Annotated in this window: 17 protein-coding genes and 1 pseudogene; 11 read left to right on the plus strand and 7 right to left on the minus strand. The window is 40.7% G+C overall.

Going from position 1 to position 17079, the window contains the following annotated elements:
• The first annotated feature begins 84 nt into the window (after positions 1 to 84).
• Together AN395_RS01295 and AN395_RS01300 are read left to right on the plus strand one after the other, a co-directional pair.
• On the plus strand, positions 85 to 837 hold the full coding sequence (locus AN395_RS01295) for an amino acid ABC transporter substrate-binding protein (protein ID WP_235576535.1): 753 nt from the start codon (positions 85 to 87) through the stop codon (positions 835 to 837).
• 101 nt (positions 838 to 938) lie between these two features.
• On the plus strand, positions 939 to 1523 hold the full coding sequence (locus AN395_RS01300) for a thymidine kinase (RefSeq protein ID WP_004588785.1): 585 nt from the start codon (positions 939 to 941) through the stop codon (positions 1521 to 1523).
• Here AN395_RS01300 and ltaE read toward each other — a convergent pair.
• A complete protein-coding gene (gene ltaE, locus AN395_RS01305; protein ID WP_054982107.1) occupies positions 1506 to 2510 on the minus strand; it encodes a low-specificity L-threonine aldolase in 1005 nt (334 codons plus the stop codon). The genes AN395_RS01300 and ltaE overlap by 18 nt on opposite strands.
• A gap of 49 nt (positions 2511 to 2559) precedes the next feature.
• A complete protein-coding gene (gene rlmF, locus AN395_RS01310; protein WP_054981805.1) occupies positions 2560 to 3492 on the minus strand; it encodes a 23S rRNA (adenine(1618)-N(6))-methyltransferase RlmF in 933 nt (310 codons plus the stop codon).
• 128 nt (positions 3493 to 3620) lie between these two features.
• Between rlmF and AN395_RS01315 the strand changes: the two genes are divergently transcribed.
• Positions 3621 to 4523 carry an alpha/beta fold hydrolase gene (locus AN395_RS01315; protein ID WP_054981806.1) on the plus strand — a complete coding sequence of 301 codons (903 nt, stop codon included), beginning with the start codon at positions 3621 to 3623 and terminating at the stop codon, positions 4521 to 4523.
• A gap of 10 nt (positions 4524 to 4533) precedes the next feature.
• On the opposite strand, the gene AN395_RS01320 is transcribed toward AN395_RS01315, so the two are convergent.
• The 3 genes from AN395_RS01320 to AN395_RS19290 all read right to left on the minus strand — a co-directional run bounded on the left by AN395_RS01320 (position 4534) and on the right by AN395_RS19290 (position 9117).
• A complete protein-coding gene (locus AN395_RS01320) occupies positions 4534 to 5961 on the minus strand; it encodes a sulfotransferase (protein WP_054981807.1) in 1428 nt (475 codons plus the stop codon).
• A gap of 86 nt (positions 5962 to 6047) precedes the next feature.
• Complete coding sequence (locus AN395_RS01325) at positions 6048 to 8624, minus strand: TonB-dependent siderophore receptor (RefSeq protein WP_054981808.1); 2577 nt, start codon at positions 8622 to 8624, stop codon at positions 6048 to 6050.
• A gap of 325 nt (positions 8625 to 8949) precedes the next feature.
• Entirely contained in the window at positions 8950 to 9117 is a 168-nt protein-coding gene (locus AN395_RS19290) for an oxidoreductase-like domain-containing protein (RefSeq protein ID WP_084554454.1), read from the minus strand.
• 105 nt (positions 9118 to 9222) lie between these two features.
• On the opposite strand from AN395_RS19290, the gene AN395_RS01330 reads away from it, so the two are divergent.
• Positions 9223 to 9645 (plus strand): hypothetical protein, encoded by a 423-nt coding sequence (locus AN395_RS01330; protein WP_024031949.1) that lies wholly within the window; start codon positions 9223 to 9225, stop codon positions 9643 to 9645.
• Positions 9646 to 9727: 82 nt separating this feature from the next.
• Complete coding sequence (locus AN395_RS01335; RefSeq protein ID WP_054981809.1) at positions 9728 to 11089, plus strand: M17 family metallopeptidase; 1362 nt, start codon at positions 9728 to 9730, stop codon at positions 11087 to 11089.
• Positions 11090 to 11106: 17 nt separating this feature from the next.
• Here AN395_RS01335 and AN395_RS01340 read toward each other — a convergent pair whose 3' ends face one another.
• Both AN395_RS01340 and AN395_RS01345 read right to left on the minus strand, forming a co-directional pair.
• Positions 11107 to 11493: a VOC family protein gene (locus AN395_RS01340; protein WP_024031947.1), complete on the minus strand. Its 387-nt coding sequence runs from the start codon at positions 11491 to 11493 to the stop codon at positions 11107 to 11109.
• A gap of 111 nt (positions 11494 to 11604) precedes the next feature.
• Positions 11605 to 12684 (minus strand): ketoacyl-ACP synthase III, encoded by a 1080-nt coding sequence (locus tag AN395_RS01345; RefSeq protein ID WP_054981810.1) that lies wholly within the window; start codon positions 12682 to 12684, stop codon positions 11605 to 11607.
• Between the two features lie 367 nt (positions 12685 to 13051).
• On the opposite strand from AN395_RS01345, the gene AN395_RS01350 reads away from it, so the two are divergent.
• The 6 genes and pseudogenes from AN395_RS01350 to AN395_RS01380 all read left to right on the plus strand — a co-directional run bounded on the left by AN395_RS01350 (position 13052) and on the right by AN395_RS01380 (position 17071).
• Positions 13052 to 13456, plus strand: coding sequence for a DUF4440 domain-containing protein (locus tag AN395_RS01350; protein WP_054981811.1), 405 nt, complete (start codon positions 13052 to 13054; stop codon positions 13454 to 13456).
• A gap of 38 nt (positions 13457 to 13494) precedes the next feature.
• Positions 13495 to 14742, plus strand: coding sequence for an ATP-binding protein (locus tag AN395_RS01355; protein ID WP_054981812.1), 1248 nt, complete (start codon positions 13495 to 13497; stop codon positions 14740 to 14742).
• Positions 14739 to 15266 (plus strand): response regulator transcription factor, encoded by a 528-nt coding sequence (locus AN395_RS01360; RefSeq protein WP_054981813.1) that lies wholly within the window; start codon positions 14739 to 14741, stop codon positions 15264 to 15266. Before AN395_RS01355 ends, AN395_RS01360 begins: the two co-directional genes overlap by 4 nt.
• A gap of 464 nt (positions 15267 to 15730) precedes the next feature.
• A pseudogene (locus AN395_RS01370) lies at positions 15731 to 16045 on the plus strand (thiol-disulfide oxidoreductase DCC family protein); the annotation flags it as partial.
• A 90-nt stretch (positions 16046 to 16135) separates the two neighbouring features.
• Complete coding sequence (locus tag AN395_RS01375) at positions 16136 to 16585, plus strand: DUF3592 domain-containing protein (protein ID WP_054981815.1); 450 nt, start codon at positions 16136 to 16138, stop codon at positions 16583 to 16585.
• Between the two features lie 189 nt (positions 16586 to 16774).
• Positions 16775 to 17071 (plus strand): hypothetical protein, encoded by a 297-nt coding sequence (locus AN395_RS01380; RefSeq protein ID WP_054981816.1) that lies wholly within the window; start codon positions 16775 to 16777, stop codon positions 17069 to 17071.
• The last annotated feature ends 8 nt before the right edge of the window (positions 17072 to 17079 follow it).

The raw sequence follows: 17079 nt of genomic DNA on the forward strand, positions 1-17079 counted from the left end.
ATCACAAGCTACAATTTACATTATTTACTAATAAAAATTATTATGAGTATCAGCAGCTTAAATTATTTATTTATAATTGGTTTGATGTTTTCTTCAGCAGTGTTTGCTAACCCTCAAACACTTATATTTTGCTACGAAGATAAAGACGTTGCCCCTATGTTTTTGGGCATTGGGCAAGAGGTACCTATAGATAACCCTGGCGCCTCAATTGAAATTTTAAAGCAACTGGATGCCGACATACCCAATGTGTCTATTTCATTTGTTAGAAAACCATGGCGCAGGTGCCTAAACGATTTAGAACTTAACCGTGTTAATGCCGTTATTGCCAGCTATCGTGATGGGCGTGAACGTTTTGCTGTGTACCCTACAAACGAAAAAGGGGTGTTGCTAGAAATATTTGCAGTGAGTCGTTTTAGTAGCTGTTTAATAGGGCGGGCTCGTTTTCATAAACAATGGCAAACACGTGAAGTATTTCAAAATAAAGCGTTCACTATCGCCATTCCTAATGGCTATGGCTTAAACAGCGCGCTAAAAGAAGAGCCTTTTTATATTCATAATACTTTTTCAAAAGACAAAGCTTTTGAATTACTTGATAAAGGAGTGGTACAGGCAAGTGTTGATTTATGCCAAGTAGATGACTTAAAAGTGTCGAGCTATCAACATAAAGGGAGCGATGTAAAACCCCTTTACCCACCTTATGAAACAACCGACGGTTATTTAATTTTTTCAAAGCAGTTTTACCAGCAAAACAGCCAGCTTAGTAAAGAGATATGGCAATGGTTAGCGCGCTTTGACAGTGCACAAATTTATATAAAATACTTGCAAGCTGTTGAGTAATAAGAAAATCAAAGCGCTTATTAACTAAAATAGCGATATGAAATTGGTATTAATCGCATATTAAGGTAGCATAAGCGCACTTTTTATCTTAAGGCACGGCAATGGCTCAATTATACTTTTACTACTCTGCGATGAATGCGGGTAAATCAACCACCTTATTACAATCTGCGTTTAACTATCGTGAACGCGGTATGGAGCCAGTTATTTTAACGGCTGCAATTGATAACCGCTCTGGTGTAGGAAAAGTATCGTCTCGTATCGGACTGCAAGCTGATGCGCATATATTTGATGCGTCAAAAAATGTTTTTGAGCTGATCCAAAATCTGCAAAACGAAAAAAAGCGCCATTGTGTATTGGTTGATGAATGCCAGTTTTTGTCTAAAGAGCAAGTTATGCAGCTGACCGATGTGGTTGATGAACTTGGTATTCCCGTATTATGTTATGGCCTGCGAAGCGACTTTAGAGGTGAGTTATTTATTGGCTCTCAGTACTTGCTAGCATGGGCCGATAAACTGGTTGAACTTAAAACAGTGTGCCATTGCGGCCGTAAAGCCAATCATGTGTTGCGTACAGATGAAAACGGCAATGCCATTGCCGATGGTAACCAAGTAGAAATTGGCGGCAACGACCGTTATGTGTCGGTTTGCCGCAAGCATTATAAGGCTGAGTTAAATATGGGCCGCTAAGGCTCGTATAAAAGTATCTATATCATCTTGGTTTATATCAAGATGAGTGACTAGCCTAAGCTGTTTGCTTGGGCTAATTAATATGCCTTGTTGTGCTAATTGCTCGCTAATATGCGCTATATTTAACTCACTTGAATAGCGCGCATACACCATGTTAGTGGTGTTATTCATATCAACGCTAACCCCATCGAGCTCATTAAGCTTACTTGCTAAATAACGCGCATTAGCGTGATCGTCTTTTAAGCGAGAGACGTTATTTTCAAGTGCGTATTGCCCCGCGGCTGCCAGCATTCCGGCTTGGCGCATGCCACCACCGAGTACTTTTCTCCAGCGCCGTGCTTTTGTGATAAGCGCCTTTGTGCCTAGTAATAGCGAGCCAACGGGAGCACCTAGCCCTTTTGATAAGCAAATTGAAACAGAGTCAAAGTGCTGGGTTATATCTGTAATATCAACGTTTAATTCAACTGCTGCATTAAACGCACGTGCGCCATCTAAGTGCAGAGCTAACGAGTGCTCATTTACAAAATGACGTGCTTTGGCTAAGTAGCTAAGGGGGAGTGCTTTTCCTCCTATGGTGTTTTCAAGGCTAAGTAAGTGGGTGTTGGCAAAATGGCTATCGTTTGGTTTTATTGCTGCGGCAATTTTATCAAAGCAGAGGCTGCCATCGGGTTCATTCTCAATCGGTTGTGGTTGAATAGAGCCTAATACTGCAGCGCCACCGCCTTCAAATTTATAGTTATGGGCATTTTGCCCGCAAATATATTCATCTCCGCGTTCGCAATGGGCCATAAGCGCAAGTAAATTAGCTTGTGTGCCAGAGCTACAATAAAGTGCGGCTTCAAAGCTAAAACGCTCACATGCATAGGCTTCTAGTTGGTTTACGCTAGGATCATCTCCGTACACATCATCGCCTACTGGCGCGCTATACATTACATCGCGCATGGCTTTTGAAGGTTTAGTAACCGTGTCTGAGCGAAAATCTATCATGGTTTTTATTCCTTTATTAAGTACTACAGGCTTTATTGTTTTTATGGGTTTAAACAAGCTCTTCAAAAATTTGTTCACGCGTGGCTTTATCAAAATAACTCCAGGCAATAAAGCGACTTACTTTTTGTCCTTGTGCCATGTCTATAATTTTATATTCGGCAATAGGGAGGGAGCTTAATTTATTTTCTAACACTTTAAGCGTTTCTTTTTTTGAAACCAAGGAGGTAAACCATATTACTTGCTCTGCAAATTGCTCACTTTGAGCAATCATATTGCTAATAAACTGTGCTTCGCCGCCTTCGCACCATAGCTCATTATTTTGCCCGCCAAAATTAAGGGTGTTTTTAGGCGATTTCCCTAAGTTTTTCCATTTGCGCTGCGACCCTTTATTGGCCTCTTCTGCGCTTGCGTGAAACGGAGGGTTACACAGGGTTAAATGAAAAAAATCTTTTTTATTTATAATGTTTTCAAAAATAGATGATGCGTTTTTTTGGTGTTTTAGGGTTATTTTTAAACCATTAAATTGGGCGATTTGCTTCGCTATTTTTATTGAATTTGCATCGATGTCGCTACCAGTAAAGTGCCAGTTGTATTCATGATTACCCGTTAACGGGTAGACCAAATTGGCCCCTGTGCCAATATCGAGCACCTTAATTTGCCTGCCAGTTGGAATATTTTGTTGGTTGTCGTCGCTTAATAAGTCTGCCAAGTAATGAATGTAATCAACGCGACCAGGAATAGGAGGGCAAAGATTATGCTCAGGAATATCCCAAAAATCTATTTTATAATGCGCTTTTAAAAGCGCTTGATTAAGCGTTTTTACTGCTGTGTTATTGGTAAAATCAATGCTTTTACTCCCCGCAGGGGTGACGATGATGAAAGGGGTTAACGCATCGTGCTTATCACATAGCATGTCTAAATCGTAGCCATGTAAATGTTGGTTGCGTGGGTGGAGCTTGTTAGAGACTTGTTTTGATTTCATAGCATTAATTTAGCAATTAAATAATGGCGCAATTGTATCAAATGCCCCACTAAAAAGTGCAACCATTTACTTTAGAATTAACAGTGGTACTGGTAGGATGAGTGGCTAAAAATAATAAAGGAAAATTTGTGGCAATAACACAGCACTCACATTTTGTTCAACTAGGCAATCAGCAAACGCTACATTTACGCCGTATAGCAAACGACAAGCAAGCGGGCCCCGTGGTGTTTTTTATGCACGGCGCAGTAGAAAACGGCAAAATTTTTTATACTCATAGCAATAAAGGGCTAGCCCCTTATTTGGCTGAGCAAGGCTACTGCTGCTATGTAGCAGACCTGCGCGGACGTGGAGAGAGCAAGCCGCTTATTTCGCCGCAGGCTAAATATGGTCAAACAGAGGCAATAGTAGAAGATATCCCCGCCTTTATTAATTACATTGAACAATTCGAGGGTAAAAAGCCAGACTATTGGGTTGCTCACTCTTGGGGGGGCGTTTTAATGAATAGCGTTTTTGCACGTTTTCCTGAGTATTTAAAAGAGGTTAAAGCGTGTGCTTATTTTGGCTCTAAACGCTCTTTGTTTAACAATCACCCTAAAAAGTTACTACAAGCAAATGTAATTTGGTACTTTATGGCGCCCATATTGGCTAAAAAACAGGGATACTTAAACGCTAAAGGCTATAAGTGGGGCAGCGATAACGAATCGCAAAAGTCGCATTATCAAAGCATGCAGTGGGCTAAAAAAAGGCCATGGATAGATAGCGATGATGGTTTTGACTATGCAAAAGCCTTAGCTAAAGTGCAGGTGCCTCCTACACTACATATTGGCGCTGTAAACGATAAGGCTCTTGCGCAGCCTATTGATATTAAAAAGTTTATGGCAGAGTCCGGGCCTGGAAAACAAACCCTTAAAATTTATGGCAAGCGCCATGGTCATAGTGTGGATTACGATCATATTAATATGCTTACTCACCCTCAGGCACGGGATGAGCAATTTAAAGATGTTGTAAGCTGGTTTAACGAGCACAGTTAGGCAATTAGGCTCATTCAAATTGTTTTAAAAGCGGTGTTTTATAGCGCTCCCAATGCGCGAGTGCCTGTGTATTAATTGGCTGCCTAATGGCTTGTTTGCTTAATGTGCTAACAGGAGCCTTACGCTTATAAAATGCTAAGCATTGCGGTTCATACTCACACCCTAAAAACGAAAATAAAGCACTTAGCTGCGACTCAGGCTCGGCAACTATTTGCTCATAATGAATATCGTATAGCGGTAATGAGGGCAGGCTGCGCCAATGGTCCATTAATTTTGCATACAACGCATGGTAAAGTTTAAATTCTTTTAAATCACAAAAGTACGGCTCATTTTCGGCAAAGTAGTTACTGAACACCGAAAAAGCAGTGGCATTAAAATCTCTACTTAAATTAATAAATTTAGCATTAGGGAACAGCAAGTAAATTAAGCCAATAGACTGATAGTTACTCGGTAGCTTATTAATAATGAAAGGGCGTATAGGCTGTGCTTTTTTTAATTCTTCAATATAAATATTGCGAGCTTTTGCGATTAAATCGTTACTAAGTGCGCTTAAGCATTGCGGGTAAGGGGTTTGCGTTTGCTGCTCTATAAATGCCACCACTTGGTTAGCAATACTGGTGTTTTCACCTAATGTGGCAAACTGTGAGTGGCTGGCCATCATTTGCTCAAGTAAGGTTGAGCCGCTGCGGGGCATACCAATAATAAACACGGGCGTAATAGTGCCGGTAAAAGTGTGATCGGCAGATGCAATTAGCTGTTGTGTACTATGCGTTATAATTGTTTCATAAAAAGGCACTAAGTCACTGGTTTTAAAGTGAGTAAGCTTTTTTTGAAGTTTGTTGGCAAGCACATAGTAGTTAAATGCTTGCTCTGTATCTTCTAGTTTGTCGTAGCTTTTACCTAACGCGTAGTAACACACCATTTTTAAACGCACGTTATTCGTTTGCGTTAAAAAGTGGTGCAGGTTGCTCACATAATTATGTTCTTTATTGAAACGGCCTAATTGTACTAGTTCAAATAAAATATAGGCAGTTACGGGGTAAAGCCCCATGCTTAGCGCATGCGCAAATGTGGTGTGTGCTTTGTCTAATTCGCCGTAGCTTAAATAATGCTGAGCTAAATAATAATGAGGCTCTGGGTTATGGCTTGCGAGACTTTTAGCATATTCAAGTACTTTAAGCGCATCATTAGGGGAGTTAACACCGTTAAATGCATCGGCAAGGGCGTGCAGTGGCTCAAGCATATGGGGTAAACGTTCGCATGCTTTTTGTAATAAGTATACCGCTGCATCAAAGCGCTCTAACCTAAGTGCTATCCTGCCTAAACCAAATAATGCTTCGCCGCTTTGCGGGTTACTATTTAAAATTGCTTTAAAATGAAACTCGGCTTCTTTGAGTTTATTTTCTTGTAGTAATTGATTGGCTTTTTTAATTAGCATGATGAGGCATTATTGTTTTTTAATTAATATAAAATAAAAAAGGCGAAATGTCTTAACATTTCGCCTTGGTTTATCATGAAAAAATATTAGAAAGTATAGGTTGCTTTCGCGTAGTAGAAGCCACCGTTAATACCGTATGGAGACGTCTCGTAGTATTGGCCACCCCAGTTATTGTTAGGGATACCCGTACGGTCTTCAAAATCAAGTTTTTCAGCGTCTTGGTCAAAGATGTTTTGCGCACCTACCGAGAAGCTAATAGACTCATTTAAGAAGTATGTTATTTCAGCGTCAATAGTTACTGCTGCATCAGCTGTTTTTGCTGTTGCATCGTAATCTACGTGAACACCTTGGTATTCGCCGTAGTAATTAGCACGGGTAAACATTGAAAAAGATTCCCACTGCTGTGCCCAAGTAAGCGTTGCACGGTGGTTAGGTAAATCTTCTTCTAAACGCTTAACTTTAAACTCACCGGTAATGTCGCTGAACTTAGTTACCTCAGTTTCATTCCAGTTGTAAGCAAGGCTAAATGTAGAGCTTCCGCCTAGCATGTCAGCTGTGTAGTTTGCTACTAAGTCAATACCTTGCGTTGTTGTATCAAAGTCATTAGTGAAAAAGCTTACTTGTGCATAGCTTTGCGCATTTGGTACGCCTGCTGCTTCTAACGTATCTTTATCATCTTGGCTAAGTACAATTTTTTCAGATTGGCTGATACGGTCATCAACTTCAATGTTGTAGTAATCAAGTGTTACAAATAAATCGCCAATAGTGTAAACCGCACCTAATGTGTAGCTTTGCGATTCTTCTGGCTCAAGCTCTGTACCACCTAATTGCACTGCAATTGGGTTTGTTGGTGGTAAAAGTGCTGAATCTTGTAATACACCGTCACTTAAGTTTGTTTGTACGTTACTAACGTTCGCTTGGCCAACAGTAGGGGCACGGAAACCTGTGCTTACTGAGCCACGAATATTTAGATCTTCAGTTACGTGGTACTGCGCCATTACTTTGTAGTTTGTTGTTGTACCAAAGCTGTCGTAATCTTCAAAACGTACCGCAAGGCCCATTAAGAATTCTTCTGTAAATGGTGCTTCAATATCTACATAAGCTGCGTAGTTACGGCGTGTATATTCGCCTGCATCAGAAGGTTTGAAACCAGGGAAACCATTAGAGCCAATACCAAAACCTTGCTCAGTTAAAGGACCTGCAGTGAATGATGCTTCATCACCCGAAATTACAGTAAATGTTTCTTCGTGCCATTCTAAACCACCGGCAATATTTACATCGTACGCTAGGTCAAAATCAAAGCCTTTAGAAAGGTCAAAGTTAAAGTTTTTCTCTAGTTGCTCATATTTACCTGGGCTAAAATCACGTGGGCTGTCTGCACCTAACGACGCATTAACCGTGTCGTAAATAAAGTAGCGAGATTCGTTTAAACCCACCGTACCACTTAAATCGTAAAATGCATCTTTAAGGAAACCACCCGTAAACATACCCTTTGTACCAATAGTTAAAGAGGTATCGGTAATGTTGCCACCAAAGTTAGGTGTAAAACCGCCAGGAATGGTTTCGTTAAATGCAAAACAATCAGGATTATTAGCAACACCGCTAATGTAGTCTGGGTTATCTAGTACGTTGTCATCAATTGCGATAGTTGGACAGTTACCGCTCATGTCTTCTGTTAAATCGGCAACAAGCAGTGTTTCACCGCCATCGTTTGAGTAAACACCAGGGCGAGTATGCGGGTTACGGTAGTAAAAACCACCACGTACGTCACGCTCAGAGTAGTTACCAAACATATAAAATTCTGAGTCGTTTGTTAGTTCTAAACCAAAGTTACCAAAAATTGAAATGTCGTCATCAACCTCTGGAGCACCCCAAACTTGCGCAAGCGAAGACACTTCTGGTACACCTGCAGCAGAAAGTGCGGCTGCATCAGGGCGTTGCTCTGAGCGACTTGTTGCATCTGCTGTTTTATATTGAAAACTTAAGTTAGCAAAGCCGTTGTCGGTAAATGGTAAGCCTACGTTACCCGATATCTGTGTTGTATCACCGTCGCCTTCGTAGTATTGACCTTGGCGTACTTCAAGTTTACCGCCTTCAGAGGCATCTTTAAGTTGGAAGTTCATTACACCTGCGATTGCATCTGAGCCGTATTGTGCTGCTGCACCATCACGTAGTACTTCTACTTGCTTAAGTGCAATGCTAGGAATAACTGAAATATCAGCGCCTTGTGCACCATCGTTAATACCACCACCTAAAAATGCAATAACAGAAGCACGGTGACGGCGTTTACCGTTTAAAAGGATTAATGTGCTGTCTGAAGGTAAGCCACGTAAGTTAGCTGGGCGTACTAGTGATGCAGCATCACTGATTGGGTTTTGGTGAACATTAAAAGAAGGAACAGAGCCTTTAAGTAGCTCTAGCATGTCTGTGTTACCAGACTTTTCTAGCTCTTCACCGCCAATAATATCAATAGGAACCGGTGAATCACCAATAGAGCGTGGCGCTGAGCGAGTACCCACTACGGCAATTTTTTCAACGTTTTTATTAACTTTAGTTTCACTTTCTTCTGCTGCAACAGCAGAACCTGAAATAAACAAACCTGCGGTGGTTGTTGCTAATGCAAATTTAATTGCTTGATTTAGCGCGTTGCTTTTAAGTTTCATTCTAATTTTCCCCAGTTAGAATATATTTTGTACGTAATGCAGTAATTAACATTACTTATTTATAATTTTGGACGTATTCACATGGGGATAAAGAGTCAACCTACTCGACTTCTTAAAGCTAAAAGCCCACCTCATGTGAAGTCCTATGTACAGACTATACATAAAAAACTTTCAGGGCAATTAATAATTAACTCTTTAATAACAAAAAGTTCAAAATAAAATATATTTGCAACAATGGTGCAGTATGTAACTAATTTGAACTAATAAAGTGCGGTTTTATCGCTTTTTCGAAGATTTAATGCGCGAAGTGGGTGAGTGGATGTTATCAACTTGTTTCTATTGGTGAGGCAGGTGGTGTGTTTTGCGCTTGCCAGTCACGATATTTTTGTCTGTATTCGTCCCACACACAAGGGCTACAGCTACCTCCGCCGCAGCATTCATCAGGCTGTGGTTTTTGGGGTTTGAGGAGTACTATTATTTGTTTGTTTTGCATAAAAATGAGCTTTTTGAGCACTGTTATGGTGCAAAAGAGTAAAGTATAGGGCGTATTAAGTAAATTATTCTTGTGTAAAACCCTTTATGTGTGAAAATAAAGGGTATGCGATTATATAAAGTTATTCACCGTGCGCCTTGGCGGGTAGTTAAAATTAGTAAAAAGCGCCAACAGCTTCGCTTTCGTCGTGCAATGGTGGCGCTAAAAATTGCTCTTGCGCAAGAAAGGCAAGAAACCATAGAAATGCTCACCATTTATAGGCGTTACACGCAAGGGCAAACCAGCAAAGAAGAGTTAAAGCGTGCTAATGAGCAGTTTGTAGATATTTTAAAAGGGCTTGGCTTAGGTGTATTTGCCGTACTGCCGTTTGCCCCTATTACTATTCCATTGGTTGTAAAGCTAGGAAGAATGGTAGGTGTAGATGTATTGCCTAGCTCGTTTAACATTAATAAACCAGTTAAAGAGCTAGACGCTGAAATAGTTAAAGAGGATTTAAAACAACACACTAAAGCGCCAAATAAAGAATAAATCTGGCTAAAATTAGCTATACCTTTTAGCCGGTCTTATTGGTATGCTTTGAGCTACCATTTTTTATTATATGAGCTTTTCAATGAGTGCATTACTTCGTCATACTTCTTCTGGTATTCCTTTATCTTTTATTCTTAAAAACGAGTTAACTGACTGGCAATCACAACAACCGGCTTTTATCCAAACATGGTTAACAAATAGCGGCTTTGAAAAGCAAGGTTTAGCGCTTGTGCCTGACGCGCAAACCGGTGAGCTAAGCCACGTTTATTGTTTATTACAAAGCCAAAATGATTTTTGGGCCGCAGGCGAGCTTGCCAATAAATTACCGCTGGGCACGTATCAAATTCAAGGCGATGATGCCTTTATAGAGCAAGTCGCGCTTGGTTTTGTGTTAGGCGGCTATGAATTTAGTGAATATAAAGAAAAACCAACGGCCAAAGCACAATTAGCCATTGCCGATGAAGCGCTGTATCAGCGTATTAAGCAACAAGCCGATGCCATTTATTTAGCGCGTGATTTAGTAAACACACCTGCGGTAGATATGATGCCGCAGCATTTATCGCAAGTAATGGAAGATTTAGCCAATAATTACAACGGCGAATTTACCCAGTGGATTGGCGATGAGCTACTTGAGCAAAATTACCCAACAATACACATGGTCGGGCGCGCCAGCGAAAACAAACCGCGATTACTTGATTTAAAATGGGGCGATGAAAACGCACCACTTATTACCTTAGTCGGTAAAGGGGTATGTTTTGACTCTGGCGGACTTGATTTAAAGCCAAGCTCTGGCATGCGTAACATGAAAAAAGACATGGGCGGGGCTGCGCACGTTATTGCTTTAGCACAGCTAATTATGGCGGCTAATTTACCTATTAGACTGCGTGTTTTAGTGCCTGCGGTTGAAAACGCGGTATCGCGAAATGCATTTCGCCCAGGTGATGTAATTAAAACGCGTAAAGGCATTATGGTAGAAATAGACAATACCGACGCAGAAGGGCGTTTAGTATTGTGTGATGCGCTTAGCGAGGCACAAAACGATAACCCTGAGCTAATTATTGACTTTGCGACCCTTACCGGTGCTTGTCGTGTTGCTTTAGGTACTGAGCTGCCGGGCTTTTTCTCAACAGAGCGCGATGTAGCAAATGGTATTATTGATGCCGGTATGGATGTAAGCGACCCAGTATGGCAATTGCCTTTATTTGATCAGTACAAAAGCTTTTTAAAGAGCGATGTAGCCGATATGGCAAACTGTGCCAGCACACCATTTGGTGGTGCAATTACCGCGGCGCTTTATTTAAAAGAGTTTGTAGAGCCAACCACACCCTGGGTACATTTTGATGTAATGGCGTGGAATTTACGTGCATTACCTGGTCGCCCAACTGGCGGCGAAGCGTTAGGTATTCGTGCGGTATTTAATTACTTGCAAAGCCGCTTTAAATAAACCTTGTTATACGAGGGTTATACCTCGTATAACTCAAGCGGTAAGTTATCTGGATCGGCAAAAAAGGTGAATTTTTTGCCGGTTATTTCATCCACTCTTATCTCTTCCACTGTTATATTTTGTGACTCTAAATACTGCTTAGCTTGGGCAACGTTTTTAACTTTAAATGCTAAATGCCTCAAGCCTTGCGCTTCTGGGTAGCTTGGTCTTGCAGGTGCTCCATCAAACGAAAATAACTCTATTTGGCTGCCATCAGGCATCGCTAAATCTAATTTATACGAATTACGCGCGGCCCTAAAATGCTCGTTAATAACTTTAAGTTTAAGTACGTTACTATAAAAGTGCTTAGAGCGGGCGTAATCACTGCAAATAACAGCAGCATGATGAATGCCTAATAGTTCCATATAGTTAGTTCCATGTAGATAGCTCCATGTAATTAGCTCCATGAGTTTGTTCTTCTAAAAAACAAAAACGCACTAAAAAGTGCGTTTAATTTTTATGTGCTTTAAAAACGTTTAGCTAGGCTCAGCGTCTTTGCAGGCTTTAACTGCGGGGGCTACAAGCTCAAGGCCGGTTAGCTCACACGGTGGCAAAGTTGCATCACTTACTTTAATCGGCGCAACACGCTCGCCCCATTTTATATAGCTTGCTGCCCACGTTAAACCTGCGCCAAACGCTGCCGACATAATATTTGAATGCGGCTTAATTAAGCCTTGCTCTACGGCTTCACATAACGCAATAGCAATCGTCGCGGCTGAGGTATTACCGTAGTCAGCAATGTTTACCATTACTTTTTCATCCGGCACTTTTAAACGATGCTGAATTGCTTGAATAATACGTAAATTAGCTTGGTGTGGCACTAATACGTTTATGTCATCAAGGCTTAGGTTGGCTTGCGTTAATACATCATCACACGCTTCGCTCATACCTTTAACGGCACGTTTGAAAATTTCACGGCCTTCAAATAGTAAGTCCGATGGGCCAATTGGCTCATATTTATTTAAATCACTACCAAAGTTGGTGATATGCAAAATGTCTCTGTCTTCACTGTCGCAACCGGTTTTAGTACCAAGTAGGCCTGCGGGTGTATCTGCGGCTTCGAGTACTACTGCGCCTGCGCCATCACCAAATAATACAGCGCTGTCACGGCGTGCCCAGTTTACATACCAAGTCATGCGCTCAGCAGCAATAACCACGGCTTTTTTAATCATACCCGCCTGAATTTGAGCGGTAGCTGCCTGAAGAGCATATAAAAAACCAGAACACGCAGCATTGGTATCCATAGCTGCAGCGCCGGTTGCACCAATGTTTTTTTGTACTAAAGAGGCGGTATTGGCCACTACAGTAGAAGGGGTACACGTTGCTAAAATAACTAAATCGATATCTTTTGCGTCAATCCCTGCACAATCGATGGCGTGCTTTGCGGCAACGGTTGCAAGTTCTGCGGTGCTAACATGGCTAACCCTACGAGATTTAATACCAGTACGTGTGGTGATCCACTCATCGTTGGTATCAACTATTTCGCTAATTTCATCGTTGCTAATGCTTGCTGGTGGAATACATTTACCCCAACCAGTAATATGTGCGTAGGCCATAGTGTGTTCTCTTAAAAAGGTGGTCTGACGTGTATTGCTAATGGGTGAGTTATATCAAAAATTGCCCTTTAAGAGAAGTTATTAACCTGTTTTGTCTCGTAAATAATAGTAATTGTGGGCAATTTGACGTAAAGCTTGTTTAAAGAGTAAGCAAGTATTAAAACTATACGTAGCGATGTGTTAAACAGCATATAATTGAATAGTGCATGATTTTGCGGCTTTACTTAAACGTAAGTGGCTTGCGTTTATGGCACTGCGTTAAAGTGTTAGCTTGAGTGAATTAAAGTAAGCCGATATTATTAATTACTGCCCGTTTAACGTATAAACACACAAACACGTGGCAATTGCATACATAATAAGGAAGCCCATGAGCAATAAAATAAAAGTGTCGTTGTTTAATCAGTTGATTGAGGCCGAACGACAGTTGCTCGACCCCGATGTTCGTCAATCAAGCCATGCATTAAATGCCTTACTTGATGATGAGTTTATTGAAATTGCAGCTAATGGCACCGTATTTGATAAGCAGCACGTACTAACACGTTTACCTACCGAGGTTGTTCCGCAGTTTTATAATCAGCACTTTAAAGGGCGAATGCTTAGCGATGATGTCGCGCAAATTAGTTACCAAGCGGCTTATAGGCGCTCAGCCCGAAGTGAGTTTAATTACTCCTTACGTATGTCGCTTTGGCGTAAAAGTAATGAACAATGGAAAATGGTGTTTCATCAAGGGACCCCGTGCGCGCTGTTTACTATATCAATGGATGAAGATTAACTTTTTTAACGTATTAAATTTTATAGGTACATCGCACCTTGTTTATTCAAACCGACCCGACCATTAGCCGCCTTTTAATGCTGCGAAGTGGTGCTATTGCTGTGCAGTTAATTGCTGTACTAAGCGTGTATTTTTTATTAGAGCACCAAATAGCGTTACTCCCTTTATTAGTGGTAATAGCCATAGAGGCGATATTTCAATTAGTAAGCGTATTCGCCTATCGAAATGTTAGCCAAGCGCGCCCTATAGGGATGTTAATGCAGCTCACTGCGGATGTCCTGTTTTTAACTATTTTGCTCTCATTAAGTGGCGGCGCAACCAATGCGTTTGTATCGCTATTATTGCTACCTATCATGATTGCAGCGGTCACCCTTCGTGAAAAAGGACTCGCTTATATCGCCGTACTGGCAATTGCCGCTTATAGCTTTTTACTCATTAGGATGCCCGATCACAGTATGCATCAAATGAATATGAGTGGGCACTTTATAGGCATGTGGGTTAACTTTGTTTTAAGTGCAAGCGTTATCGCTTTGGTTATTGGTGCTATGAGCCGGGCATTAAAGGAGCGAGAGCGCACAATAGCTAAAGCTCGCGAGCAGCAATTGCGTAACGAGCAACTGGTAACCCTAGATGGCGCAGCTGCGCAAATAACCCATCAACTAGCCAGTCCTATCGCTAACTTACAATTATTATTTGAAGAGCTTTTAGAAGAGCAGCCAAATAACCCTGTCGTTGTGCAAATGCAAACGCCGCTTAAGCAATGTGCTAGGCAATTAAATGACTTTAGAAAGCTCTCTGCTCAGCTTCGTAATAAAAATACCACCGAGCACATTACAGTAAACCAGCTACAAACGCAGATCATCGATACATTATTACTGCAACACCCTGATCAGCACATTTATTGGTTAAGTGAGCCAATAGCAGCCACCTTAAAAAGTGATGCAATGCTATTGCCCGCCATACTTAATTTGCTACAAAATGCATGCATTGCTAATCAAAAAAATAACCAAACCCAGTTAGAGCTAAGCTGGCAGCAAGATAATCAACACAGTGAAAGTATATATTTGCTAATTCGTGATTTTGGTAGCGGTTTTAGCCAATCACAATTAGCAGAGCTTGGCGGGCAACTTATGCCTAGCAGCCAAGGTATGGGGCTTGCGGTTTTACTTTCTAATGTAACGTTTGAGCGACTAAACGGCTCGTTAACTATGTATAATCACGCTGGTGGCGGGGCAGTGGCTAAAGTAAAATTAGCCATAGCAAATAATGAGCAATCACTTACATGAAATTACTTATAATTGAAGACGATATAAACCTAGCCAGTACACTTGCTCGGCGTTTAACAAAACAAGGCTTTAGTTGTGAAGTTGCGCATACCCAAAGTGATGCATTACTTAGTGCACATAAATACTTACCAGATTTTATTTTGCTCGATATGAAACTAGGTGACGACAACGGCCTTGGCTTAATTAAGCCACTTCGCAGCTTATTACCGCAAGCGTATATTGTATTATTAACAGGGTTTGCAAGCATAGCCACCGCTGTAGAGGCCATGCGTTTAGGCGCTAACGACTACCTTACTAAACCCGTTGATATGGCCACGTTATTAAAGGCCCTAAACGCAGATTTAAATACACAAAATGTTAGTGATGTTGCCACACCAGTTATGTCACCAGAGCGTTTAGAGTGGGAGCATATTCAGCAAGTGCTACATAGTAATAACGGTAATGTGTCGGCCACTGCGCGGCAACTCAATATGCATAGGCGCACATTGCAGCGTAAGTTACAAAAAAAGCCGGTTCAGCAGTAACCGCTTAAGGGGTATAAAATGAGTGATGATGCGGCTACATTAATGCGTAATCAAAAAATTATATTATTCGATGCACAGTGCAAATTATGTAGTGCGTGGTGTAATTTTATTATTAGGGCCTGTTTATCTTTCGAGGTTAAATTTGCAGCAGTCTGTTTGGTAATTAGGCAAGACAGAGCCTATGTAGTGTGGTTGTTCCCCATAAATAGGCGATAACGTAGCATAAATGCCAAACAGGCGCTGCCCGAAGGGTTTCTGGCTATGGGTCATTTACTCTTTNCGATAACGTAGCATAAATGCCAAACAGGCGCTGCCCGAAGGGTTTCTGGCTAGGGGTCATTTACTCTTTGTTGCTCGGTTTTTACTTAGCCCACTAGGTTACAAACCTCGCGNCCGCGATTAAATGGCCCCTAGATTGAACAAATTTTAATCCTGAAAGGTCAACAGGCCCTAGTAACGATGCCACTGCCATTTTTAAACTGTGCAGCGTGCAATCCCCAAAAGGTGCACTGCTATTAACTCATTTTGGTTTTTCAACCACACAATACGCCTCAATGGTTTACCTACAAAACGGCAAAGCGTACACGCAAAGTCATGCTTTTTTTGAAGTAGTTAAGCAGCTAGGTTACCCCTATAAACTAGCCACTGTATTTAGTGTTTTACCCAACACCTTTAATAATTGGCTATACGATAAAATTGCTTTAAACCGCTATACCTTATTTGGCAAATATCAGTATTGCAGAATACCCAACCCAGAGGACGCAAAACATTATTTATAATTGATCGCAGGTAAAGAAATTTACTATCGTGTTGAATCATTGTCTCCATAAACAAATATATTGTGTAGTCCCAAAAAATTAGGTGCTGATATGTTTAATAAAAGTAGAGTCTTTTTTGTTGTAATGCTTTTAAGTTCACTCGCTTGGAGTGCATATTTAGTAACCGTTGTTTCAGAAGGTCTGACTACGAAAAGTTGGCCTATGGTTGAGGGTACTGTTATTTATAGTAATGGACTACGTATACAACATAACCAAGAGCGCTATATTATAGAGGTTGAATACTCTTATATGCTTGATGAAAAGCTATTTGTTGGAAATCGAGTATCAAACGTCAACTCTATGCTTGATAGAGCGGAGCGAGATTTACAACTTAAAAAATATCAAACGAGGGATAAAGTTAATGTTTATTATAATCCTCAGGAGCCTAGTAAATCCTACCTAATGGTTGGTGTAGGCTACGGTATTTATCTTTTGTTGTTTGTGTGTATAGCTATGGTATTTTTCTCAGCTGTGAATTTAAGAACGTTATTAAAAAACTGATTTTAAAAAGGCTCTTAGCAGAAGCAGAAAACTAATTGGGTTAGGTTTTTCTTATTGCCTTTGGTTGTTGCTAATATTAAGGTGTTAACTAATACAAATCAATAGGTTATGAGGTTTTTTGGCCTCGCAGTTTAGAGTGTACGGATGCGTTATAGAGCAATCCTCCCGGAAAGTTAATAGAATCCAAATATGAAAAAATTTATATCTATGTCTAGATTGTTAGTTTTAATGGTTGTGGTCTTTTCTGTAAAAGCATTTCCCTTACAGGAAAGTATAGAATGTAAAAAAGTATCTTGGGGCGAACTTTTTAAGAATCAAAATGATTTGGTTGGAACTAAAGTGTGCTTAGTTGGACATTATGGACACCTTGATTTTTATGAAGATCGTGCAGCTCTAGAAAAAATGTCAAAGCAATACTTAGTATTCCCATTTTACGGTGATGTAACTGAGGGGTTTGTTAAGCATTGTAGTGATCGAATGCTTTAGTGGAGGGA

Source organism: Pseudoalteromonas sp. P1-30, from assembly GCF_001400005.1.
GTDB classification, from domain to species: Bacteria; Pseudomonadota; Gammaproteobacteria; order Enterobacterales; family Alteromonadaceae; genus Pseudoalteromonas; species Pseudoalteromonas atlantica.